This window comes from Pantoea sp. Mb-10 (assembly GCF_021272205.1).
GTDB lineage: Bacteria > Pseudomonadota > Gammaproteobacteria > Enterobacterales > Enterobacteriaceae > Pantoea.
On sequence record NZ_JAJSDX010000003.1, the window covers coordinates 37,540 to 60,989 of the forward strand.

A 23,450-nucleotide genomic window follows, 5' to 3' on the forward strand; every position below is an offset into this window, starting at 1 on the left:
ATGAATCTCAAAACAAAAAACAGACACTGGCGGGTGATTTATTTTCCGTCCAGCGGTGCGTCAGAGGTGCGCTGGTACGATCAACAAACAGGCTTATTCGGCGACGGATTTGACAGCCTACCGCCGCCCCACGGCGCGAATACGCTGCTATTGCTGCCGGGAGAAGCGCTAAGTATCACCTCTGTAACGCTAAAAGCGGCCAACGCGCAGCGTATTCAGTGGCAACTGGAACCCCGCATGCTGACGCCGCCAGAGCAGCTGCACACGGTTATATTAGCCTCTTCCGGTAATACCCATCTGGTGGCCAGCATTGACGCCGCACAGCTCCGGACGCGCCTTGAGCAGCTACGCGAAAAAGGCTATGAACCCACGCGGGCGCTCTCTGACACACTTGCGTTAGCGGTCGGAACGGCCATGAAGGTCAGCGGTCGGTGGATTATCCATACGGCAGCAGGCGAGCGTTGGGCGCTACCGGAAGCCTGCATCGCGCCATACCGGGATACCGGGTCAGATTTACACGCTCTGCGCTGGCAAGAGAACGAAGACTTCGTGGCGCTGGCTGAGGCGGCCATTTCCACCCCCTATAATCTACTGCGCGGCGCGTTTGCACCGCCGCGCCGCGCCGTAATTGCGCAAAAGATCGCCCTGAGCGCCTCGCTGACGCTGCTGCTTTCAATACTGCTCTTTCCGCTCTGGCAAGGCTGGCAATACACGCGCGACATCGCTCATCTGCAACACCTTTGGCTCAGTCGCTACCAGCGCTATTTCCCCGGTGAAATACCGGACAAACCGCGCTGGCAATTTCAGCAGACCGTGCAAACGCACCAGCGGAATCAGGCCACACACTCCCTGCCCACGGTGCTGCAGGATATCAGTCCAGTGCTGGCTGCGTTGACGGATAATCCGGTTCGGGCGCTGCGCTGGAACAGTGCGGAAAAACGTCTCAGGTTGACATTCAGCCAACCGGTTCGCGCGGATCTGCCGCAGCAGCCTCCGCCGGACCTCACGATGAACATCACGGGTCACGACATCACGATAGGTCGGTCACAATGAAACGTTTGGCACGCTGGTGGCAAAAACAGGATAAAAAACAGCACCACCGCCTACGGGTAGGCGCGGCGATCCTAAGCCTGTTACTGCTCACCCGCCTTTATCAGTGCGGCGCTCTCTGGCGAGATAACGCCTGGCAGACGCTGTTGAGTGAACAGCGCGCGCTTCAGCAGCTCCCCCAACTTGAACAGGCGCTCTCGCAGTTTAAAAGCGCACCGCAAGCAACCGCCGATGGGTGCTTTTCCCCCCAAAGCTGCGCGGAGGTGCACCGTTTAGCCATCAAGCTGAAAGAAGAGAATGGCGTTACGGTGTTGGTTGAGCCTGCCCGCATTTCATTCAACGACTGGGTAGTTTGGCTGCAAGAACTTGAACGTCGCTTCCAACTGTATGCCACCCAGGTGGAGATCACCCAGCATTCTTCCTACATCCTGTTAGAGCAAATGGAGTTGCGCTATGCAAAATGAGATGGCGGCCTGGCTATGGTTCACGGCAGCGGGCCTGTGCGTCGGGAGCTTTTTGAATGTGGTGATTTATCGCCTTCCTAAAATGATTCTGGCGCCTGAGCCGGGTTATTCCCTCCTGCTGCCGCGCTCACACTGCCCACATTGTCAGCAGGGCGTGCGGTTAAGCGATCTTATCCCGGTGGTGAGCTGGTTAATCTTGCGCGGTCGGTGTCGCACCTGCGGGCATGCCGTTTCGGCGGCGTATCCCCTCATTGAGGCCGCCACGGCGGCGATCACCCTGCTGCTGGCCTGGGCACTGCCGTGGAATAGCCTGCTGTTGGCAGCCCTGCTTTTTAGCTGGATGCTCCTGGCGCTGACGCTGATCGACGTGCATCATCAGCTGCTGCCCGATGCGCTCACGTTAAGTCTATTGTGGCTTGGTCTGGCGCTGCAGACCGGCGGAATCTTGCCCGCCATCACGCTGGGTGACGCGGTTGCAGGTGCCATTATCGGCTATCTAAGCTTTTGGATACTCTCTACGGCGTATCGCGTGATTCGACACAAAGAGGCACTGGGCGGGGGCGATGCCAAATTGCTGGCCGCGTTGGGGGCTTGGCTGGGCTGGCAAGCACTGCCCATGGTGGTGATGATTGCCTCATCAGCGGGCCTGGCGACCGCCCTCATCGCGCGCCTGGTTTGGCAGCGTCCTTTACACCTTGCGCTGCCGTTTGGTCCTTATTTGGCGCTGGCTGGCATCACTCTTTTTCTAAATAATGCCGTCAACGGTTAATGCCTTGCAAAAAAGGGGCGCTGGCACGGTTGAGTGCCCCACATTTATTTACGGGTGTCATTTCATCGTCGCGGATTGCCAGGTAGCGTGCCCGGATGTCCTGCGGAAGCTTTTGCTGATTGATATTTTTCATCATCCAGCCTTTTTTCTCAGCCTGCGCCAGCGCGTGCGCGATGACCCTGGGTTCAGCAGGAATATCTAATCGATGGCAGTGGTCGCGCAGCCAGTTTGCCGAGGCAATCAGTGCGGCCAGCTGTTGACGCTGCGTGTGGCTATCAGGGACGTTCTGGCGAGCACTTTCACAACCGCTTAATATTAAGGAACTCATGAACAGCATTGATTTTAATTTACGGCACAACGGCATTTTTCTCTCCTGATAAATATTACAGACATCGCATTACAATCGCGCTAATGCGAGATGACTTTATTATTGAATGCGTCATTGATTACCATCCACTTAAAACCAACACAACCCAATTCTCATTAAAAATAAAATTAATGACTTTAATAAAGATTAAGTCATTCCCTGCTTTTTCATTACTTACTCTCAATACGCGAAGTATTAAACGCATCACTATGTCGCAATAATGGAAGAGAAAGAGAGGAATGATGAAGCTCAAAAAAATGGTATTGGCAATATCGGCGCTGACGTTCAGCGGGGGTGTCATGGCGCACGGCTATATTAGTGAACCCGCCTCGCGTGACGAAATGTGCCGCAATCCATCCACACCTAACGTGAACTGCGGTCAGGCGCAATATGAACCGCAAAGTACCGGAGAAGGCCCGGATGGTTTTCCTGCTGCGGGTCCAAAGGACGGTGAACTGGCCAGCGGCAGCGGCGCGACAAACTGGATTGGCGAAGCGTTAAACCAGCAGAGCAGTGACCGCTGGGTTAAACACAAGGTGGCACCGGGTCCGCTGGATATTACCTGGCACTTTGAGGCAGCGCATCCGATTGCCGACTACCGCTACTACATCACGAAGCAGGACTGGAATCCCAACCACCCTCTGACGCGCGATGCGTTCGAATTGACGCCATTCTGCGTGATCCCCGGCGGCCCGGCGGAAACCAGTGGCGAGGCCACCCATACCTGTAACCTGCCGGAACGCCGTGGCTATCAGATCATTTATGGCGCATGGGATGTGTCAGATACCGCCGCCACGTTTTATAAAGTGATCGACGTAGAGTTTGATGATGTCGCCTCCGAGTGGAAACGCACCGTAGGGACAATTCAACCTTCACGTAACCTCAGCGCAGGTGACAGCGTAAAAGCACGCCTGTTCGATGCTAAAGGTGAACGACCAGACCTCAGCGTAAGCGTCGCGATCGACAGTGAGCAAGCAGGTCAAGCTAATGCCTGGGCACTGGCGCTGGCGCAGAAAATCAATGCCACTTACGATCACGTGCGTGCTGGCGTGAAGAACAGCGAAGGTGAAGTGGTTCCGGCAGCAGGCACCAACACGCTCTATGCGCGTGCAGATAGCCCCATTGTGCGTATTGAAATCGAAGTGAATGCGCAGAGCGATAGCCACCCAGGCATTACCCTGACCGAGACGCCGGCGCAATATACGCTGACTGAAGGCAAAAATGCGCTGCCTATCAAGGTTAAAGCCGTGGGTAAAATGATTATCAACGCCCGACTGTACAATGATAAGCAAGAAAACGTGGGCTTTGGTACCGCCTTGCTGGAAGATAACGAGCAAACCGTCGTGGTGGATCTGTGGAAAGCACTCCCCGGTAAACACACCTTTGTGGTAGAAGGGCGTGCGCCAACGGGTATCAATTATCAACAGTCGTTTGATACGACACTGGTGCAAGAGGGCGCGGGTAACGCGGAGTACACTTATCCGGAAAACATTGAAAAATATGCGGCTGGCACCCGCGTGCTACAGCCCAAAACCAAACAGATTTTCGAATGTAAGCCGTTCCCATACGCTGGCTGGTGCAAAATCTACAGTGCCACCGCGAATCAATTTGAGCCCGGCATCGGCTCAAATTGGCAGGATGCCTGGATCTTGGTAGAGGGTACGCACGCGCAATAAATTATTCGGAGGCGGCTGGTGTGCCGCCTCTTGAACTTCCCCACTCGTCTCACACCGATACCGCATTGCCCCACGCTTTACCTGCACGTTTCCCCGCACGAATAAGCTTCCGCACTGGTTTTCCTCCCCAGCAGACTCCGTTATCATGCCCTGTCGTCATGACAGCAACGCCGTTGTTAAGCCGTACGCGCTACATTTCAAGGTAATGGATATCACAGGCCGATGAGTACATTAGAAAACTTAGCTTCCCACACCCCAATGATGCAGCAGTATCTGCGACTGAAGGCCGAACATCCCGACATCCTGCTGTTTTATCGCATGGGCGATTTCTACGAGCTTTTCTTTGATGACGCGAAGCGTGCCTCGCAGCTGCTGGAAATCTCTCTGACAAAGCGCGGCGCCTCCGCCGGTGAGCCCATTCCCATGGCTGGCGTGCCTTACCACGCTGTGGAAGGCTACCTGGCGAAGCTGGTGCAGTTGGGTGAGTCGGTGGCCATCTGTGAGCAAATTGGCGATCCCGCGCTGAGCAAAGGCCCGGTAGAGCGCAAAGTGGTGCGCATCGTGACGCCTGGCACTATCAGCGACGAAGCGCTGCTGCATGAGCGTCAGGACAACCTACTGGCTGCCATTGTGCAAACCCCGCGCGGCTTCGGCTATGCCACGCTCGATATCAGCTCCGGCCGCTTTCGCCTGAGCGAACCGGCGGATGAAGAAGCGATGGCAGCGGAGCTGCAGCGCACCCATCCTGCAGAGCTGCTCTACCCTGAAGATTTTCATGCCATGGCGCTGATTGAGTCGCGTCGCGGTTTACGGCGGCGCCCACTGTGGGAATTTGAAATTGATACCGCCCGCCAGCAGTTAAACCTGCAATTTGGCACGCGCGACCTCAGCGGATTCGGTGTAGAACAGGCGCACTTGGCGCTGCGCGCCGCTGGCTGCTTGCTTCAGTATGTAAAAGATACCCAACGCACCACCCTGCCGCACATCCGTTCATTGAGCATGGAGCGCCAGCAGGATAGCGTGATCATGGATGCGGCCACGCGTCGCAACCTTGAAATCACCCAGAATCTCGCGGGCGGTACTGACAATACGCTGGCGGCGGTGCTGGATAGAACCGTGACGCCGATGGGCAGCCGCATGCTGAAGCGCTGGCTGCATATGCCGCTGCGGAATGTGGACACCATTCGGCAGCGACAAACCTCCATTGCGGAGCTGCAGCCGCTGAGTCAAGCGCTTCAGCCCGTACTGCGTCAGGTGGGCGATCTGGAGCGTATTTTGGCGCGTCTGGCGCTGCGCACCGCCCGCCCGCGCGATCTGGCGCGAATGCGTCATGCCTTCCAACAGCTGCCTGAGCTTAACCAGCTATTGGCCGAGGCGGACGCGCCGCATCTGAAAACGCTGCGCAGCCAGATGGGCGACTTTAGCGCCCTACGCGCGCTACTGGAGCAGGCGATTATCGAATCCCCGCCCGTTCTGGTTCGCGACGGCGGCGTTATCGCCCCTGGCTACAATGCGGAACTGGATGAGTGGCGCGCGCTGGCGGACGGTGCCAGCGATTATCTGGACAGGCTGGAAGTACGAGAGCGTGAAAAGCTGGGCCTTGATACGCTCAAAGTGGGCTTTAATGCCGTTCACGGCTACTACATTCAGGTCAGCCGTGGGCAGAGCCATCTGGTGCCGATTCACTATGTCCGACGTCAGACCCTGAAAAACGCCGAGCGCTATATCATTCCCGAGCTGAAAGAGTATGAAGACAAGGTCCTCACCTCTAAAGGCAAAGCGCTGGCGCTGGAAAAAAGTTTGTACGAAGCGCTGTTTGATCAGCTATTGCCGCACCTGGAAGCGCTGCAGCTGAGCGCAGCGGCGCTGGCGGAACTCGACGTGCTGGCCAATCTGGCGGAGCGCGCATGGACGCTCAACTACTGCTGCCCGACGCTGCAGGAGAAGCCGGGAATACGCATCACCGCGGGTCGCCATCCGGTGGTTGAGCAGGTGCTGAAAGAGCCGTTTATTGCCAATCCGGTTTCTCTTGCGCCGCAGCGCCGCATGCTGATCATCACCGGCCCCAACATGGGCGGTAAAAGCACGTACATGCGTCAGACGGCGCTTATTGCGCTCATGGCGTGGATCGGCAGCTTCGTGCCTGCGGATGACGTGGCTATTGGCCCGCTTGACCGTATTTTTACGCGCGTCGGCGCGGCGGACGATCTCGCCTCTGGCCGATCAACATTTATGGTGGAGATGACGGAAACGGCGAATATTCTGCATAACGCCACGGAACATAGCCTGGTGTTGATGGATGAAATTGGTCGCGGCACCTCAACCTATGATGGCTTATCGCTGGCTTGGGCCTGCGCGGAGAGTCTGGCAAACCGTATCAAAGCCATGACGCTATTTGCGACGCACTATTTCGAACTGACCACGCTGCCTGAAAAAATGGAAGGCGTGGTGAATGTGCATCTGGATGCCGTTGAGCACGGCGACACTATTGCCTTTATGCACAGCGTGCAGGACGGCGCCGCCAGCAAAAGTTACGGTCTGGCCGTGGCCGCCTTGGCAGGCGTGCCGAAAGAGGTCATCAAGCGCGCGCGCAATAAGCTTAAAGAGCTGGAAACGCTGTCTGGCAACTCTGCCACCTCTACGGTGGAAGGATCGCAGCTACCGCTGCTGGCGGCGGAAAGCTCCCCTGCGGTTGAAGCGCTGGAAGCGCTTGATCCCGACAGCCTGACGCCCAAGCAGGCGCTGGAGTGGATCTATCGGCTGAAAACGCTGATTTAAACGCGCCTGGTGCGGTTTAAAGCATAAAAAAAAGGTGACCCGCTGAGGTCACCTTTTTTATTTACCGATTATGGCTTATTCACGAAACAGTGCTTCAATGTTGAGGCCCTGCGTCTGCAGAATTTCACGCAAACGACGCAACCCTTCAACCTGAATCTGACGCACGCGCTCACGGGTTAAACCGATTTCACGGCCCACGTCTTCAAGCGTTGCCGCTTCATAGCCCAACAGGCCGAAACGACGCGCCAGCACTTCACGCTGCTTGGCATTGAGTTCAAACAGCCACTTAACGATGCTCTGCTTCATATCATCGTCTTGCGTGGTGTCTTCCGGACCGTTGTCTTTTTCATCGGCCAGGATATCCAACAGCGCTTTTTCAGAATCGCCACCTAACGGTGTATCAACTGAGGTAATACGCTCGTTGAGGCGCAGCATACGGCTGACATCTTCAACGGGCTTGTCCAGCTGTTCAGCAATCTCTTCCGCACTCGGCTCATGATCGAGCTTGTGAGAAAGTTCACGCGCGGTACGCAAGTAAACGTTCAACTCTTTTACGATGTGGATCGGCAGACGAATAGTACGGGTTTGGTTCATGATAGCCCGTTCAATGGTCTGACGAATCCACCAGGTGGCGTAAGTCGAGAAGCGGAACCCACGTTCTGGGTCAAATTTCTCTACGGCGCGAATCAGGCCGAGATTACCCTCTTCAATCAGATCCAGCAAAGCCAGACCACGATTGCTATAACGGCGGGCAATCTTTACCACCAAGCGTAAGTTACTTTCGATCATGCGGCGACGAGATGGGATGTCACCTCTCAGTGCGCGACGGGCAAAGAAAACTTCCTCTTCCGCCGTAAGCAATGGAGAATAACCAATCTCACCAAGATAGAGCTGTGTCGCATCCAACACGCGTTGCGTCGCACCTTGTGACAGCAGCTCTTCTTCTGCTACTTCGTTATCACTAGGTTCGTTCTCAACGAGAGCCTTCTCATCAAAAACCTCAGCTCCGTTCTCGTCGAATTCCGCATCATCATGTAACTCGTTTACTTTCAGCGTATTCTGGCTCATAAGCGGCTCCTACCCGTGATCCAAGGGCAGAACACCAAGGTTCTGCCGGATTATCGCTGCGGTAAATAACGCAACGGGTTTACGGATTTCCCCTTGTAACGAATTTCAAAGTGTAATCGTACTGAACTGGTGCCGGTGCTACCCATCGTAGCGATTTTCTGCCCCGCCTTAACTTCCTGTTGTTCCCGGACCAGCATTGAATCGTTATGGGCGTAGGCACTCAGGTAATCATCGTTGTGCTTAATGATGATCAAATTACCGTACCCGCGGAGCGCGTTGCCTGCGTAAACCACCCTTCCCGATGCGGTAGCCACCACAGGTTGTCCACGCGACCCGGCGATATCGATCCCTTTGTTGCCGCCTTCTGCGGCAGAGAAGTTATCGATAATCTTCCCATCGGTCGGCCAACGCCAGCTTCCCACTGGGGTTGTGCTGGTGGTTGTGCTGCTAACCGTAGGGGGTGCGGTAACAGGAGCTGTGGTCGTTGCCACATTATTTGCTCCTTTCGACGGCAGTAATTTACTGCCTGTCGAACCCGAATCATCAGAATACGTAATAACAGGTTGCTGTGCAACAGGAGCCGATTTAATTTGCGTCTGGGCATTTGTCCCAGGCACACCGCTTTGCGTTGCATCCGCTGCGGTTATCGCGTTGCCGCCGGTGATTGTTTGACCATTACCGTTGCCTACCTGAAGCGTCTGCCCGGCTTCAAGGCTGTAGGGCGCCGAGATATTATTGCGTTGAGCGAGATCGCGGAAATCGTTGCCGGTGATCCAGGCGATATAGAACAGCGTGTCGCCTCGCTTCACGGTATACGTCTCACCGCCATAGCTGCCTTTCGGAATATTCCCATAGTTGCGGTTGTACACAATACGACCGTTTTGCGTGGTCACATTATTATTGCCGCTTATCATTCCGCCTGAGGGCGCTGCGGATGCAGTACCGCCGCTAATCATTCCCCCTGCGGGCGCTGCTGCAGGCGTACCGCCGCTCAACATGCCGCCGTGCGGCATGGCCGGAACGGTGCTGTTTTGCGAAGCCATCATGCCGCCGCTGGGAGCGTTCGCCGGGGCTGACATACCGCTGTCGCCACCGCTGCCAATCTGGCTTATGGGCGCTTGGGTGTTATCACCAGAGCTGCAGCCTGCCAGCCAAAAACCCACCAGTGAAAGTGTCGCCAGACGGCGTAATTGAAAAGTTGTGCTTCCCGTGCTCATTAATCCCCCGTGATGGCCAACCTGAATAAAACGATGTAACGTTCTTGACCGCATTTTTCACTGCGCATACGCGCAAACGCGGTCTTTTACATTGATTAACAAGGATAGTAACAATATCAACTGCGCCGTGCTATGTAACAGTTGTGTCGATTTGCTTAAGGGGGGTCAGGCAAGATCGCCCTGCACCAGAGGCACAAAGCGCACCGGCTCGATAATCTCTTCCCGCAGTTCCCCGCCTCGGCGATGAAGCCGCTTAAGCACCTGTTGATCCTCGCCAACCGGTAGCACCATTTTGCCTCCTTCACCCAATTGCGCTATCAGCGCAGTCGGAATTTCAGGCGGGGCTGCGGTGACAATGATGGCATCAAAGGGGCCACGCGCAGCCCATCCTTGCCAACCATCACCGTGGCGCGTCGAGATATTGTGGAGATCCAGCTGTTTCAGGCGGCGCTTGGCCTGCCACTGCAGCCCTTTAATGCGCTCAACGGAATAAACGTGATCCACCAAATGCGCCAGAATGGCCGTCTGGTAACCCGATCCGGTGCCGATTTCTAACACGCGTGAATGCGGATTCAATTCCAGCAGCGCCGTCATACGCGCCACCATGTAGGGCTGGGAGATGGTTTGCCCACTGCCGATGGGCAGCGCGACGTTCTCCCACGCTTTGTGTTCAAACGCTTCATCAATAAAGCGTTCGCGCGGGACATCGGCAATAGCTTTGAGCAGCGGTTCATCATGAATCCCCTGCTTGCGCAGCTGTTCGAGCAGCGCCTCGATACGCCGGTTCACCATGCGAGCGTTACCTCGGCCTCGCGTAACCAGTCGTGCAGCACGTCGTGGGCGGCATGCGCCGTAAGATCCACGTGCAGCGCGGTGAGCGACACGAAGCCTGCGTCAACGGCGGCAAAATCGGTATCCGGGCCTGCATCCAATTTGCCTCCGGGCGGTCCGATCCAGTAAAGCGGCTGGCCGCGCGGATCTTCGGTACAAATCACCTGATCGGCAGGATGACGGCTACCGCAGCGGGTAATGCGCCACCCTTTGATCTCAGCAAGCGGCACATCGGGCACATTGATGTTAAGAATACGGCCGGTTCGCAGCGGCGTACGCGCTAGCGCGCGCAGGAGCGTGCAGGTCACCGCCGCCGCAGTGGCGTAATGTTGGTGACCATTGAGCGACACCGCTAAAGCGGGCAGACCCAGATGGCGCCCCTCCATCGCGGCGGCGACCGTGCCGGAGTAAATCACGTCATCGCCCAGGTTCGGCCCCGCATTGATGCCGGAGACCACGATATCAGGACGCGGCTGCATGAGGTGGTTAACGCCGAGGAAGACGCAGTCGGTGGGCGTTCCCATCTGCACTGCAATGTCACCATTGTCATGCGTAAAGGTGCGCAAAGGCGTTTCCAGCGTCAGCGAATTGGACGCGCCGCTTCGATTACGATCGGGCGCGACAACCTGCACCTCGGCAAACTCACGCAGCGCGCGCGCCATCGTTTGAATACCTGGCGCGTGGATTCCATCGTCGTTGCTCAACAATATCCGCATCTGTACCTGACCTTTATGGATTCAACTGTCCCTAAGCCTGCCCGAGTGATGGCTGTTGTGACACTCTGCGGCACCCGCGAGGCAAAGATGTTTGCATTCTAGCGGCGGGGCGCAGGAAGTGGTAGACGAAAATCATGTGACCCAGGGTGCGTGCCGCACGCCTGCGCAGGAGAGCGGCCCGACGCACAGGCCGGGCGCAAAATACGTTACTCGTCGCCCAGTTCGGCGCTGGCACCGTTGCTCAGCAATTCACGCACCACGCTGGTGGCGAAGCTGCCCGCGGGTAGCCAAAACGCCAGTTCCAACGTGGCATCATCACGCCACGTCCAGCGCAACGAGGAGGGCACCACCAGCATCGCACGCCGTGCCGCATCAACGCGTTCGCGCGCCAGCAGGTCAAGCAGCGCGGTTTCGTGGGCCAACTGGGCTTGCTCAAAGGCCAGCGCCTCGCTCTGGGTGCCGGGTTCACCCCGACCCGCTAGGGGTGCGGTAATGCGCAATTCGTGGTTATCCACGCGCTGCTGCAAGATCGGCAGCTCTTCTGCCGTCGCCACAAACCAGCTACCGCGCCCGGTCAGCTGCAAAGCGTCACCCGTCAGCACGTGACGCAAGGTGCCCTGCTGTTCAAGACGCGCGCTGGTGATCTGATTAAACAGCTGACTGCGCACCGCCGAGAGTAAAATGCCCTTCATGCTGCGGTCGCGTGGACGAAAAGTTTCTTCTGCCCAGCGTTTCGCCTGAGTGAGATTATTGCCACCGCGACCAAAACGCTGTTCGCCAAAATAGTTTGGGACACCCTGCTGCTGAATCCGCTGCAGCCGGGTTTCGACGTCAGCACGATCGGAGACCTCGCGCACCACCAAACGAAACGCGTTGCCTGCCAGCGCGCCAATGCGCAGTTTACGCTTGTGGCGAATCACCTGCAGGATCTCCACGCCTTCCAGCGTGAAACCGGCCAGATTCGGCATCGCGGTGCCCGGCACGCGAAAACAGAGGGTTTGCTCGGTCACCGCGTGACGATCTTTCATGCCGGCATAGCTGAGATCGCGCGGCGGCACGCCCAAAAACTTGGCGATGGCCTCCGCGACAAAGCGCGTGTTACAGCCGGTTTTGCGCACGCGGACCAGCACCTGTTCGCCTTCGCCATCGTAGGGATAACCCAGATCTTCGATGACCACGAAATCTTCCGGCTGAGCCTTAATAACGCCAGTGGCGCGCGGTGCCCCGTGCAGGTAATGCAGTACGGTCATGCCTTCACCAACAGGGCTACCGCTTCGCAGGCAATGCCTTCACCACGCCCGGTAAAGCCCAGTTTTTCGGTGGTGGTGGCTTTGACGTTGACCTCGTCCATATGGCAACCGAGATCCTCAGCGATATTAATGCGCATCTGCGGCACGTGTGGCAGCATTTTGGGCGCCTGGGCGATGAGGGTGACGTCAACGTTACCGATACGGTAGCCTTTCTGCTGAATGCGCTGCCAGGCTTCACGCAGCAGCCCACGGCTGTCCGCCCCTTTGTAAGCGGGATCGGTATCCGGGAAGAGTTTACCAATATCCCCCATGGCCACGGCGCCCAGCAGCGCATCCGTGAGCGCATGCAGCGCAACATCGCCGTCAGAGTGCGCTAAAAAACCCTGTTCGAAGGGAATTCGCACCCCGCCAATCACCAGCGGACCCTCGCCGCCAAACGCGTGAACGTCAAAACCGTGACCGATACGCATCATGCGCTCTCCTGTAACTGAATCTGTGTGAGATAAAAGGCCGCCAGCGCCAAATCTTCCGGCCGCGTTACCTTGATGTTGTCGCTGCGCCCGCTCACCAACAGCGGATGATAGCCGCAATACTCCAGCGCCGAGGCTTCATCGGTGATGGTTGCACCTTCGTGAAGCGCACGCGTCAGGCAGGCAGTGAGTAGCGCACGGGGGAAAAACTGTGGCGTGAGCGCATGCCACAACGCTTCGCGCTCAACAGTATGGGCAATGGCCGGTTGACCCGGCTCCGCGCGCTTCATGGTATCGCGCACCGGTGCCGCAAGAATGGCGCCGACCTGGCTGTGCTCACGCACCGCCAGCAGTCGCGCTAAATCGTCGGGATGCAGGCACGGCCGCGCAGCGTCATGCACCAGCACCCACTCGCCGTGCGCAATGGCCTGCAGGCCAGCGAGAACGGATTCAGCCCGCGTCTCACCCCCGGTCACGCGCAGTATACGCGGGTCGCGCGCCAGCGGCAGCGACGCGAACCAGCCGTCGTCGTTGCTCACGGGCACCACCACCTGTTTCACCGACGGATGGGCCAGCAAGCGCGCCACGCTATGCTCCAGCAGCGTTAATTCGCCAATGGTTAAATATTGTTTAGGGCAGGCCGCCTGCATGCGGCTGCCGACGCCCGCGGCAGGCACCACGGCAATGACATCCGCATGAGAAAAGAGTGGATTCATGAGTTATCGTTGTTGGTTCTGCGCGGCTTGCTGCGCATTACGTTTGTTTTGGTCTGGCACCAGACGATAGAAAGTCTCGCCGGGTTTAATCATGCCCAGCTCGCTACGTGCGCGCTCCTCGATCGCCTCTGAGCCGCCATTGAGATCGTCAATTTCGGCAAACAGCTGATCGTTGCGTGCTTTAAGTTTGGCGTTATTCGCCTGTTGTGCCGCGACGTCTTCGTTGACGCGCGTATAGTCATGGATACCGTTCTTGCCCAGCCACAGGGAATATTGAAGCCATCCCAGCAGCACGAGTAACAGTAACGTCAGCTTTCCCATCCCCGCCCCCTGAAAAACGGCTCAATCATCCCATAAGTTCACGCCGGACTCCACAGTGGCGGCGAAAATGCCGCTGCCGGGCAGCGAGAAACAGGATAGCAGACGGTATGGCAGGTAAAGTTTTGTAACCGGAGGATGCGTTTGCTCATCACCCGCGCGTTACCAGCCCGACAGAAAAGAGAACAGCAGCCAGAAGAGACAGATAACGGTGGCAGCGGTAACCAGGGCGCTCCACAGCAGATGGGCGCGGATGATCAGGCTCAGCACGATGCCAATCAGCACCGACACCGGCAGCAGCGCAAGGAAAAATGGCCAGGTATACAAGAAGAAAAACAGCGTGTTAGAACCGTAAAGCAAGAACGGAATGGCCAGCGCGCCCCAGTACGAGAGAAAGCCGATCACGCCCCCCGGCAGCGACGATCGTGGCTCATCGGGGGTACGTTCATCTTTACGGGCCAGCATAGGGGTAACGTTTTGCATAGAGATCCTGTTGACGCTGCAGCGCGGCAAACCGCTGGGTTTGCCGCTGTCGGTTCAGGATCTGATGATATCGCGGCGGCGAAGCAGGTCTAACAATTGGCCGGTCAAGTTTGTAACCAATTGTTCCCCTTCCAAATGGATTTCTGGCGCCTCCGGGGCTTCATAAAGGCTATGAATTCCGGTGAAATTCGCCAGCTCGCCGGCGCGGGCTTTTTTATATAAGCCTTTGGGATCGCGCGCCTCACATACCGCCAGCGGGGTATCCACAAACACTTCGATAAAGCGATCGTTGCCAATCAGATCGCGCACCATCTGACGCTCCGCGCGGTGCGGTGAAATAAAGGCGGTCAACACCACCAACCCGGCATCCACCATCAGCTTTGCCACCTCACCGACGCGGCGAATATTCTCTTTGCGATCCGGCTCGCTAAAGCCGAGATCGCGGCACAGGCCGTGCCGCACGTTGTCGCCATCCAGCAGGTAGGTGCTGACGCCCGCGCGGTGCAACACCTGCTCCAGCGCGCCCGCCACGGTGGATTTACCCGACCCCGAAAGGCCGGTAAACCACAGCACGACGCCTTGATGACCGTGCTGTTGTTCACGCGCGGCGCGCGTGACCGGATGGTCATGCCACACCACGTTCTCGTCATGCTGGGCCATCAGTCACGTCCCAGCAGATCGCGCGCCTGCCAATGCGGGAAATGGCGGCGCACCAGCGCGTTCAGTTCCAGCTCAAACGCGCTGAAGTCGCCGGTGCGGGCGGGTGCATCGTTCAGCGGCTGATTGATCATGCCCGCTCCCACGGTGACGTTGCTGAGGCGATCGATAAAGATCATGCCGCCGGTGACAGGATTCTGCTGATACGCATCCAGCACCATCGGCTCATCAAACGTGACGTTAACCAGACCGATGCCGTTCAGCGGCAGCGCGTCGGCGTCGCGTTTCTCCAGCGTGTTGATCTCCACCTGATGCACGATCTTCTCCACGCGCGCGCGGGTTTTCTTACCGGCGATTTTCACTTCATAACTCTGGCCCGGCTGCAGCGGCTGTTCCGCCATCCATACCACATCAACCAACGCCGATTGCACCGCCTGCAGTTCGGCGCTGGCATCCACCAGCAGATCGCCGCGGCTAATGTCGATCTCATCGTTCAGCACCAGGGTGATCGCTTCCCCGGCGCCCGCCTGCGGCAGATCGCCGTCAAAGGTGACAATGCGCGCAACGGTCGATTCCACGCCCGATGGCAGCACTTTGACGCGCTGTCCGACCGACACCACCCCAGAGGCCAGCGTGCCCGCGTAGCCGCGGAAGTCCAGATTCGGGCGATTGACGTACTGCACCGGGAAACGCATCGGCTGCGTGTCGACCACCCGCTTCAGCTCCACGGTTTCCAGCACATCCAGCAGCGTCGGACCGCTATACCACGGCATGGTGCTGCTGGGCGTGGCGACGTTATCGCCCTCTAGTGCCGACATCGGCACAAAGCGAATATCGAGATCCGCAGGCAGCTGCGTCGCGAAATCCAGATACGCCTGCTTGATCTGCTCAAACGTTTCTTGGCTGTACGCCACCAAATCCATTTTATTAATCGCCACCACCAGATGTTTAATGCCCAGCAGCGTGGAGATAAAGCTGTGGCGGCGCGTTTGATCCAGCACGCCTTTGCGCGCATCGATCAGCAAAATCGCCAGATCGCAGGTGGACGCGCCGGTTGCCATGTTGCGGGTGTACTGTTCGTGGCCCGGCGTGTCGGCGATGATAAACTTACGTTTTTCCGTGGAGAAATAACGGTAGGCCACGTCGATGGTGATGCCCTGCTCGCGTTCAGCCTGTAAACCGTCCACCAGCAGCGCCAGGTCGAGTTTTTCCCCCTGCGTGCCGTGGCGCTTGCTGTCATTGTGCAGTGACGAGAGCTGATCTTCATAAATCTGGCGAGTATCGTGCAGCAGACGCCCGATCAGCGTGCTTTTGCCATCATCAACGCTGCCGCAGGTGAGAAAACGCAGTAGGCTTTTATGCTGCTGCGCGGTAAGCCAGGCTTCCACGCCGCCCTGTTCGGCAATTTGTTGGGCAATTACGGTATTCATCTGCGTCTCCTTAGAAATAACCCTGACGTTTCTTGAGTTCCATCGAACCGGCCTGATCGCGATCGATCACGCGCCCCTGGCGTTCGCTGGTGGTGGAGACCAGCATCTCCTCAATGATGGCGGGCAGCGTCTGCGCGTCGGACTCTACCGCGCCGGTCAGCGGCCAGCAGCCCAGCGTACGGAAGCGCACCATACGCTGCGTGATCTCTTCGCCCGGCTGCAGGTTGATGCGGTCGTCATCCACCATCATCAGCATGCCGTCACGCTCGAGCACCGGACGCGGCGCGGCAAGGTAGAGCGGAACGATCTCAATGTTTTCCAGGAAGATGTACTGCCAGATATCCAGCTCGGTCCAGTTAGAGAGCGGGAAGACGCGAATGCTTTCGCCCTTATTGATCTGGCCGTTGTAGTTGTGCCACAGCTCTGGACGCTGATTTTTAGGATCCCAGCGGTGGAAGCGATCGCGGAATGAATAGATGCGCTCTTTGGCACGTGATTTTTCCTCATCGCGCCGCGCGCCGCCGAAGGCCGCATCAAAACCGTATTTGTTGAGCGCCTGCTTCAACCCTTCGGTTTTCATGATATCGGTGTGCTTCGCGCTACCGTGCACAAACGGATTAATGCCCATCGCCACGCCTTCCGGGTTACGATGCACCAGCAGCTCGGCACCCATGTTTTTCACGGTGCGATCGCGAAATTCATACATCTCACGGAATTTCCAGCCGGTGTCCACGTGCAGCAACGGGAAAGGCAGCGTGCCCGGGAAGAACGCCTTGCGCGCCAGATGCAGCATCACCGACGAATCCTTGCCGATGGAGTACATCATCACCGGGTTGCTGAACTCGGCCGCCACCTCGCGAATGATATGGATACTCTCCGCCTCAAGCTGGCGCAGATGAGTAAGACGATTTTGGTCCATAATTTTTCCTCAAGCCAAATTGACAACCGCGGACTCGCGAGCCCCGGGCTGTACCGAATGTTGGAACCACGCCAGCTGCGCGTGCAGATTCACCACTTCACCGATCACCAGCAGCGCCGGCGAAGGCGCCGCAGCGGCCAGTTCCTCAAGTTGTTCAAGCGTGCCGGTCAGCACCTGCTGATCCTGACGCGTGCCGCGGCCAATCACCGCTACCGGCGTGGTGGCCGCCCGGCCGTGGGCGATCAGCGCGCTGGCAATTTCTGCCGCTTTCACCGTGCCCATGTAAATGGCCAGCGTGTGCCGTGCGCGCGCCAGGGCCGCCCAGTCAATACCGTCGCCGTCGGCGCGGCAGTGGCCGGTAATGAACATCACGCTTTGTGCATAATCGCGGTGCGTCAGCGGAATGCCCGCATAGGCCGTGGCACCCGCCGCTGCGGTAATACCCGGCACTACCTGAAACGGAATACCGGCCGCTTTCGCCGCCTGCAGCTCTTCGCCGCCGCGCCCGAAGATAAAGGGATCGCCGCCTTTAAGCCGCACCACGCGCTTGCCCTGTTGCGCCAGCGTCACCAGCATCTGATTGGTCTCTTCCTGCGCCACCGAGTGCGCACCGGCGCGCTTGCCCACGCAGATGCGATCGGCGTCGCGGCGCACCAGGTCCAGCACCTCGTCGCTGACTAAATGGTCGTAAAGCACCACGTCAGCAAGCTGCATCACCTGCAGGCCGCGCAGCGTCAGTAAGCCGCTGTCGCCGGGACCGGCGCCCACCAGGGTAATTTCGCCCTGACGGTCATCGCTGTTCTCCAGTTCGCGATCCAGAGTCTGACGCGCTTCATTGACGTTGCCCGCCGCCATCTGGCTGGCAAACAACCCGTTGAAGGCGCGCTCCCAGTAGCGACGGCGATCGGACATGCGGCGATAGCGCTGTTTGACTTTATCGCGCCACTGCCCTGCCACTTCCGCCATTTGGCCAAGGTTGCCCGGCAGCAGTGCCTCAATTTTTTCCCGCAGCAGGCGCGCCAATACCGGCGCGGTGCCGCTGGAGGAGATCGCCACCACCAGCGGCGAGCGATCGACGATGGAAGGAAAGATAAAGCTGCACTTGGGCTGATCGTCCACCACGTTAACCAGACGATGGCGTGCATTGGCTTCGTCAAACACCTGGGCGTTGAGGGCGTTGTCGTCGGTCGCGGCGATCACCAGAAAGACGTCATCCAACTGGGCGGGTTCAAAGCGCGGGGAAATCCACTCAATCTCCCCAGTTTCCAGCAGCGGCTGCAGTTCTGGGCCGATTTCACGCGCCGCAACGCGTATGTGCGCGCTGGCGCGTCGCAGCAATTCAATTTTGCGTGCAGCGATGTCGCCGCCGCCGACGACCAGCACCGGGCGGTGTTTGAGATCGGCGAAGAGGGGCAGATAATCCACGTGAACCTTGCTAGATTTACAATAAGTTAACGCGACTATACGTCCCGGACTTCTGGCAGATGAAATTACGAATTGGCATTAGTAGTTACCGAATGGAATAACGCACCGGGATTGCTGATAACAATTTGTGCTTAACGGATGAAATTGCTGGTGTTTCGGGGCAGCGCACCGCATGTCATCGCGATGGCCTTCGCCTGCTGGCGGCCATTTTTTTCGTCCGATGAGATGCCCTAAAAAGCGCGGGCTCCCTGCTCCGCCGCTGGAGCGGCACAAAAGATGATGCCGCTGACAGGGCGCGTGTAGCCGCGGCATACGCCCTGCGCGCGCTTCGGTGCGCTGACAAAGCTCCGCTGATCTTCAGGCAAAAAAAAGAGCGCAGGTTCGCGCTCTTAGTTGAATAATCGCGGCGCCAGCCGCCTTACCCTTCGTGTAAGCCGCACTCGCGCTTGAGACCAAAGAAGCGGGTTTCTTCTTCCGCCATGCCCGGCTCCCATTTACGCGTGGTGTGGGTATCGCCAACGGAAAGGTAGCCTTCATCCCACAGCGGATGGTAGGGCAAGCCGTGCTGCTTCAGATACTGATGCACCTGACGGTTATCCCAGTCGATGATAGGTAAAATTTTAAATACACCGCGTTGCACCGCCAGCACCGGCAGGCTGGCGCGGCTGCCGGACTGATCGCGGCGCAGTCCAGCAAACCAGGTTTGCGCTCCGGTCTGCTGCAGCGCCCGGTTCATCGGCTCCACCTTGTTGATCATATTGTACTGCTCGATCCCCTCAACGCCCTGCTCCCACAGCTTGCCGTAGCGCGCTTCCTGCCACGCTGGCGAGGTTTCCGCGCGGAAGATGTGCAGATTGAGGTTCAACGCGTCGGTTAACGCATCAATAAAGCGATAAGTTTCCGGGAACAAGTAGCCGGTATCCGTCAGGATCACCGGGATATCCGGTTTCTGCTGCGTGACCATATGCAGCAGCACCGCCGCCTGAATGCCAAAGCTGGACGAGAGCACGAATGCGCCCGGCAGCTGCTCCAGCGCCCAGGCCACACGCGCCTCCGCCGACAGCTTCTCCAGCGCCACGTTGCTCGCCGCCAGCGCCATAATGCGATCGACTTTAGACGACGCGTTCAGCGTGGTCAGATCGGGTAATGTCATACGCCCTCCGCATCCCAGAAATCGCGGGCCGGATCCCGCACGGCTTTGACGATCCCGGCGCGCACGGTAAAGTCGCCGAAACCTTCGCCGTCGCTGCGCTCCGTGGCCCAGCGCGCCACCAGCTCATCGATAACGGCGAGAATCTCATCTTCGGTGATGTTTTCACGATACATACGCGGAATCCGCGTGCCAATACGGTTGCCGCCGATGTGCAGGTTGTAGCGGCCCGGCGCCTTGCCCACTAACCCCAGCTCCGCCAGCATAGCGCGCCCGCAGCCGTTCGGGCAGCCGGTAACGCGCAGTACGATATGCTCATCACCCACGCCGTGCTGGTGCATGATGCCTTCTACTTTGGTCACAAACGACGGCAGGAAGCGCTCGGCTTCGGCCATCGCCAGCGGACAGGTAGGAAACGCCACGCAGGCCATGGAGTTTTCGCGCTGCGCCGTGACGTTTTCCATCAGGCCATGCTCACGCGCGAGGGCTTCAATCTGCGCTTTCTGCTGCTCAGGTACGCCAGCGACGATCAGGTTTTGATTGGCGGTGAGGCGGAAATCCCCTTGATGCACCTTGGCAATTTCCGCGATGCCGCGCTTGAGAGGACGCCCGGGATAATCCAGCAGACGACCATTTTCAATGAACAGCGTCAGGTGCCATTTCTCGTCGATGCCTTTCACCCAGCCGATGCGGTCGCCGCGCGTGGTGAACACGTAAGGGCGAATCGGCTCAAAGGTGAATCCGGCGCGCTTCTCAACTTCGGCTTTAAAGGTGTCAACGCCCACCCGCTCCAGCGTGTATTTGGTTTTGGCATTTTTACGGTCGGTGCGGTTCCCCCAGTCGCGCTGCGTGGTCACCACCGCCTCTGCCACAGCCAGAATTTTCTCCACCGGCAGGAAGCCAAACTCGCTGGCGGTGCGCGCATAGGTCGCTTTGTTACCGTGTTCAATGGATAACCCGCCGCCCACCAGCAGATTGAAACCAATCAGCTTGCCGTTCTCGGCAATGGCGACAAAGTTCATGTCATTGGCGTGCAGATCCACGTCATTGTGCGGCGGCACCACCACGGTGGTTTTGAATTTACGCGGCAGATAGGTCTGACCAAGAATCGGTTCCTGATCGGTGGTGGCCACTTTCTCTTTATCCCACCAGATTTCGGCGTAAGCGCGGGTTTGCGGCAGTAGGTGCTCGGAGAGTTTTTTCGCCCACTCGTAGGCTTCCTGATGCAGCGCCGACTCCACCGGATTCGAGGTGCACAGCACATTACGGTTTACGTCGTTAGCGGTAGCCAGCGCATCGAGCCCCACTTCATGCAGCATCTGATGCGACGGCTTGACGTTCTTTTTCAGAATACCGTGAAACTGAAAGGTCTGCCGGTTGGTCAGACGAATGCTGCCGTACAGCGTTTTTTCCGTGGCGAACTTATCAATAGCCAGCCACTGTGTGGGCGTGATGATCCCGCCCGGCAAGCGGCAGCGCAGCATCATCGCGTGACGCGGTTCGAGCTTTTGCGCCGCGCGCTCGGCGCGAATATCGCGGTCATCCTGCTGGTACATGCCGTGGAAACGGATCAGCAGGAAATTATCGCCGCTAAAGCCGCCGGTCAGCCCATTGTCCAGATCCTCGAGAAGGGTACCACGCAGGTAGTTACTCTCTTTTTTCAGTCGCTCAGCGTCAGACAGTTTGCCTTCCACGACCAGCGGCCCGGGGTGTTTTTCGCTCATTAGTAAACGTCTCGCTGATAGCGGCGCTCAATGCGCAGCTCACTTAAAAATTCGTCAGCCGTTTCACGATCCATGCCGCCGTGCTCGACCACCACATCCAGTAACGCCTGCTCGACGTCTTTCGCCATTCGGTTGGCATCGCCACACACATACAGGTGCGCGCCCTCCTGAATCCAGCGCCACACTTCAGCGCCGCGCGCGCGCAGTTTGTCCTGGACATAAATTTTTTCGGCCTGATCGCGTGACCACGCTAAGTCGATGTGGGTCAGTAAACCTTCTTTGACATAGCGCTGCCACTCCACCTGATACAGGAAATCATCGGTAAAGTGCGGATTACCGAAGAACAGCCAGTTTTTACCGCTGGCACCGTCGTTTTCACGCTGCTGCATGAAGGCGCGGAACGGCGCAATCCCGGTGCCGGGGCCAATCATAATCACCGGCGCATCGGGGTTGGCGGGCAAGCGGAAGTTGTCGTTGTGTTCAATGAACACGCGGATCGCCGCGTCCTCCTCCAGGCGATCGGCCAGCCAGGTAGAGGCACCGCCGCCGCGCGGGCGACCGTCAATGTCATAGCGCACGGCGCCGACGGTGATGTGTACCTCGCTCTCGGTCTCCGCTTGCGAAGACGCGATGGAGTAGAGGCGCGGCGTCAGCGGACGCAGCAGGCCAATTAACTGTTCGGCGTTAAGTTCACCGGGTGCCTGGCGGAACATATCCACGATGGGGAAATCTTGCGCGTAGCGCTGCAGCTTGGCTTTGTCGCCCGCGAGTGCAAGCAGCGTTTCATTGCGCGTCAGCGCGGCATACTGCTCCACAATTTGGGCGGTATTGACCGTCAGCTCAAACTGCGTTTGCAGCGCCTCAGCCAGCGGCATGGCGTGGCCGTTAACCTCAACCTGCTCGTCGCCTTTGAGCCACACCAGCGCGAGTAACTCCTCAACCAGCGCGGGATCGTTCTCATACCATACGCCCAGCGCATCTCCCGGTTGATAGCGCAGACCGGAATCCCCCAGATCAATTTCAATATGGCGCACGTCTTTATCCGAGTCGCGTCCGGTGATCTTCTGGTTGACCGCCAGGGTCGCGGTCAATGGCGCTTCTTTAGTATACGGACTGCTATGAATATCGTTGACCGCCCCCGTCGCCGACGCGGCGACAGCCGCCGTGGATTCTGTCGGCGCACGCGCTTTGAGGATTTCCGTGAGCTGTTGACGCCAGGCCGAGGCCTGCGCCTGATAATCAACATCGGCATCCACGCGATCCAGCAAGCGTGAAGCCCCCAGTTCTTCGAGACGTCGGTCAAAATCTTTGCCAGCCTGACTGAAAAACTCGTAAGAGGTGTCACCCAGTCCAAACACGGCGAACGCGGCGCCGTCTAGCGTCGGTGCTTTCTTCGACAGCAAGAATTTATGCAGCGCCACGGCTTCTTCCGGTGGCTCCCCTTCGCCCTGTGTCGACGTCACCACCACCAGCAATTTTTCCTGGCCAATCTGTTTGAATTTGTAGTCACCGGCATTGACCAGGTTGACCTGCAGCTTGGCTGCCAGCAGATCGTCGCGCAACTGTTCGGCTACGCGGCGCGCGTTGCCGGTCTGGGACGCGGAAATCAGCGTGATGCCGGGCTGGGCAGCCTGCGCCGGTGCAGGAGCGGCCACTCCGGGTGCCTGATTGACCATGCCCCAGAAATAGCCCGAAAGCCAGGCCAACTGTGTAGGATTGAAATCGGTGGTCGCCGCCTGTAAGCGTGCAAGTTGCTCCGGTGAAAGCGGAAGCATTGCGGGAGGTGCCTGAGTCGTCATCGCGTTAAAAATTCCAGGTCAAATGGACCGTTTAGTGACGGAAGAGTCGGTAGGTTACTGTGCTGTATATTAACGATTAAAGACGCCTTCGACATAAATAATAACCAAAACGACTAAGAGGTTTTATGGGTAGATGAAATCGAAAAAAGTGGTAGATAAATATGTTTATATTC

22 protein-coding genes are annotated in these 23,450 nt (G+C 57.9%); 5 read left to right on the top strand and 17 right to left on the bottom strand.

Annotation, left to right across the window (positions count from 1 at the left end; all coding sequences use genetic code 11):
* Genes gspL through LU196_RS06275 form a run of 3 tightly spaced genes read left to right on the top strand, consistent with a single transcriptional unit; the run spans position 1 to position 2,283 of the window.
* Entirely contained in the window at positions 1-1,053 is a 1,053-nt protein-coding gene (gspL, locus tag LU196_RS06265) for a type II secretion system protein GspL (RefSeq protein ID WP_232758827.1), read from the top strand.
* Positions 1,050-1,514 carry a hypothetical protein gene (locus LU196_RS06270; protein WP_232758825.1) on the top strand — a complete coding sequence of 155 codons (465 nt, stop codon included), beginning with the start codon at positions 1,050-1,052 and terminating at the stop codon, positions 1,512-1,514. The genes gspL and LU196_RS06270 overlap by 4 nt, the downstream gene beginning before the upstream one ends.
* Positions 1,504-2,283 carry an A24 family peptidase gene (locus tag LU196_RS06275; protein ID WP_232758823.1) on the top strand — a complete coding sequence of 260 codons (780 nt, stop codon included), beginning with the start codon at positions 1,504-1,506 and terminating at the stop codon, positions 2,281-2,283. Before LU196_RS06270 ends, LU196_RS06275 begins: the two co-directional genes overlap by 11 nt.
* On the opposite strand, the gene gspS is transcribed toward LU196_RS06275, so the two are convergent.
* On the bottom strand, positions 2,273-2,611 hold the full coding sequence (gene gspS / locus LU196_RS06280; protein ID WP_232758821.1) for a type II secretion system pilot lipoprotein GspS: 339 nt from the start codon (positions 2,609-2,611) through the stop codon (positions 2,273-2,275). The two genes, LU196_RS06275 and gspS, sit on opposite strands and share 11 nt — an antisense overlap.
* Positions 2,612-2,892: 281 nt before the next feature.
* On the opposite strand from gspS, the gene gbpA reads away from it, so the two are divergent.
* On the top strand, positions 2,893-4,326 hold the full coding sequence (gbpA, locus tag LU196_RS06285; RefSeq protein ID WP_232778280.1) for an N-acetylglucosamine-binding protein GbpA: 1,434 nt from the start codon (positions 2,893-2,895) through the stop codon (positions 4,324-4,326).
* Between the two features lie 222 nt (positions 4,327-4,548).
* Positions 4,549-7,104, top strand: coding sequence for a DNA mismatch repair protein MutS (gene mutS / locus LU196_RS06290; protein WP_232758817.1), 2,556 nt, complete (start codon positions 4,549-4,551; stop codon positions 7,102-7,104).
* Positions 7,105-7,179: 75 nt separating this feature from the next.
* On the opposite strand, the gene rpoS is transcribed toward mutS, so the two are convergent.
* From rpoS to cysJ, 16 genes are all read right to left on the bottom strand, one after another.
* The gene (rpoS, locus tag LU196_RS06295) at positions 7,180-8,172 is read right to left on the bottom strand and encodes an RNA polymerase sigma factor RpoS (protein ID WP_232758816.1); all 993 of its coding nucleotides are present in this window, start codon (positions 8,170-8,172) and stop codon (positions 7,180-7,182) included.
* Positions 8,173-8,222: 50 nt separating this feature from the next.
* Positions 8,223-9,389: a murein hydrolase activator NlpD gene (gene nlpD, locus LU196_RS06300; protein ID WP_232758814.1), complete on the bottom strand. Its 1,167-nt coding sequence runs from the start codon at positions 9,387-9,389 to the stop codon at positions 8,223-8,225.
* A 165-nt stretch (positions 9,390-9,554) separates the two neighbouring features.
* Positions 9,555-10,181, bottom strand: coding sequence for a protein-L-isoaspartate(D-aspartate) O-methyltransferase (locus tag LU196_RS06305; RefSeq protein WP_232758812.1), 627 nt, complete (start codon positions 10,179-10,181; stop codon positions 9,555-9,557).
* Positions 10,175-10,936, bottom strand: coding sequence for a 5'/3'-nucleotidase SurE (surE, locus tag LU196_RS06310; RefSeq protein WP_232758810.1), 762 nt, complete (start codon positions 10,934-10,936; stop codon positions 10,175-10,177). Before surE ends, LU196_RS06305 begins: the two co-directional genes overlap by 7 nt.
* Before the next feature lie 206 nt (positions 10,937-11,142).
* Positions 11,143-12,186 carry a tRNA pseudouridine(13) synthase TruD gene (gene truD / locus LU196_RS06315; protein WP_232758808.1) on the bottom strand — a complete coding sequence of 348 codons (1,044 nt, stop codon included), beginning with the start codon at positions 12,184-12,186 and terminating at the stop codon, positions 11,143-11,145.
* The gene (ispF, locus tag LU196_RS06320; protein ID WP_304622731.1) at positions 12,183-12,656 is read right to left on the bottom strand and encodes a 2-C-methyl-D-erythritol 2,4-cyclodiphosphate synthase; all 474 of its coding nucleotides are present in this window, start codon (positions 12,654-12,656) and stop codon (positions 12,183-12,185) included. Before ispF ends, truD begins: the two co-directional genes overlap by 4 nt.
* A complete protein-coding gene (ispD, locus tag LU196_RS06325; RefSeq protein ID WP_232758805.1) occupies positions 12,656-13,372 on the bottom strand; it encodes a 2-C-methyl-D-erythritol 4-phosphate cytidylyltransferase in 717 nt (238 codons plus the stop codon). Before ispD ends, ispF begins: the two co-directional genes overlap by 1 nt.
* A 3-nt stretch (positions 13,373-13,375) precedes the next feature.
* A complete protein-coding gene (gene ftsB, locus LU196_RS06330) occupies positions 13,376-13,693 on the bottom strand; it encodes a cell division protein FtsB (protein WP_232758803.1) in 318 nt (105 codons plus the stop codon).
* Between the two features lie 159 nt (positions 13,694-13,852).
* Positions 13,853-14,173, bottom strand: coding sequence for a DUF3561 family protein (locus tag LU196_RS06335; protein ID WP_232758801.1), 321 nt, complete (start codon positions 14,171-14,173; stop codon positions 13,853-13,855).
* Positions 14,174-14,227: 54 nt separating this feature from the next.
* The gene (cysC, locus tag LU196_RS06340) at positions 14,228-14,833 is read right to left on the bottom strand and encodes an adenylyl-sulfate kinase (RefSeq protein WP_232758799.1); all 606 of its coding nucleotides are present in this window, start codon (positions 14,831-14,833) and stop codon (positions 14,228-14,230) included.
* Positions 14,833-16,260: a sulfate adenylyltransferase subunit CysN gene (cysN, locus tag LU196_RS06345; RefSeq protein ID WP_232758798.1), complete on the bottom strand. Its 1,428-nt coding sequence runs from the start codon at positions 16,258-16,260 to the stop codon at positions 14,833-14,835. The genes cysC and cysN overlap by 1 nt, the downstream gene beginning before the upstream one ends.
* A 10-nt stretch (positions 16,261-16,270) precedes the next feature.
* Positions 16,271-17,179 carry a sulfate adenylyltransferase subunit CysD gene (gene cysD / locus LU196_RS06350; RefSeq protein ID WP_232758797.1) on the bottom strand — a complete coding sequence of 303 codons (909 nt, stop codon included), beginning with the start codon at positions 17,177-17,179 and terminating at the stop codon, positions 16,271-16,273.
* Positions 17,180-17,188: 9 nt separating this feature from the next.
* Complete coding sequence (cysG, locus tag LU196_RS06355; protein ID WP_232758796.1) at positions 17,189-18,604, bottom strand: siroheme synthase CysG; 1,416 nt, start codon at positions 18,602-18,604, stop codon at positions 17,189-17,191.
* Between the two features lie 418 nt (positions 18,605-19,022).
* Positions 19,023-19,757, bottom strand: a complete 735-nt coding sequence (locus LU196_RS06360) for a phosphoadenylyl-sulfate reductase (protein WP_232758795.1) — start codon at positions 19,755-19,757, stop codon at positions 19,023-19,025.
* Positions 19,754-21,478 (bottom strand): assimilatory sulfite reductase (NADPH) hemoprotein subunit, encoded by a 1,725-nt coding sequence (cysI, locus tag LU196_RS06365; RefSeq protein WP_232758794.1) that lies wholly within the window; start codon positions 21,476-21,478, stop codon positions 19,754-19,756. Before cysI ends, LU196_RS06360 begins: the two co-directional genes overlap by 4 nt.
* Complete coding sequence (gene cysJ, locus LU196_RS06370) at positions 21,478-23,277, bottom strand: NADPH-dependent assimilatory sulfite reductase flavoprotein subunit (protein WP_232758792.1); 1,800 nt, start codon at positions 23,275-23,277, stop codon at positions 21,478-21,480. Before cysJ ends, cysI begins: the two co-directional genes overlap by 1 nt.
* Positions 23,278-23,450: the final 173 nt, after the last annotated feature.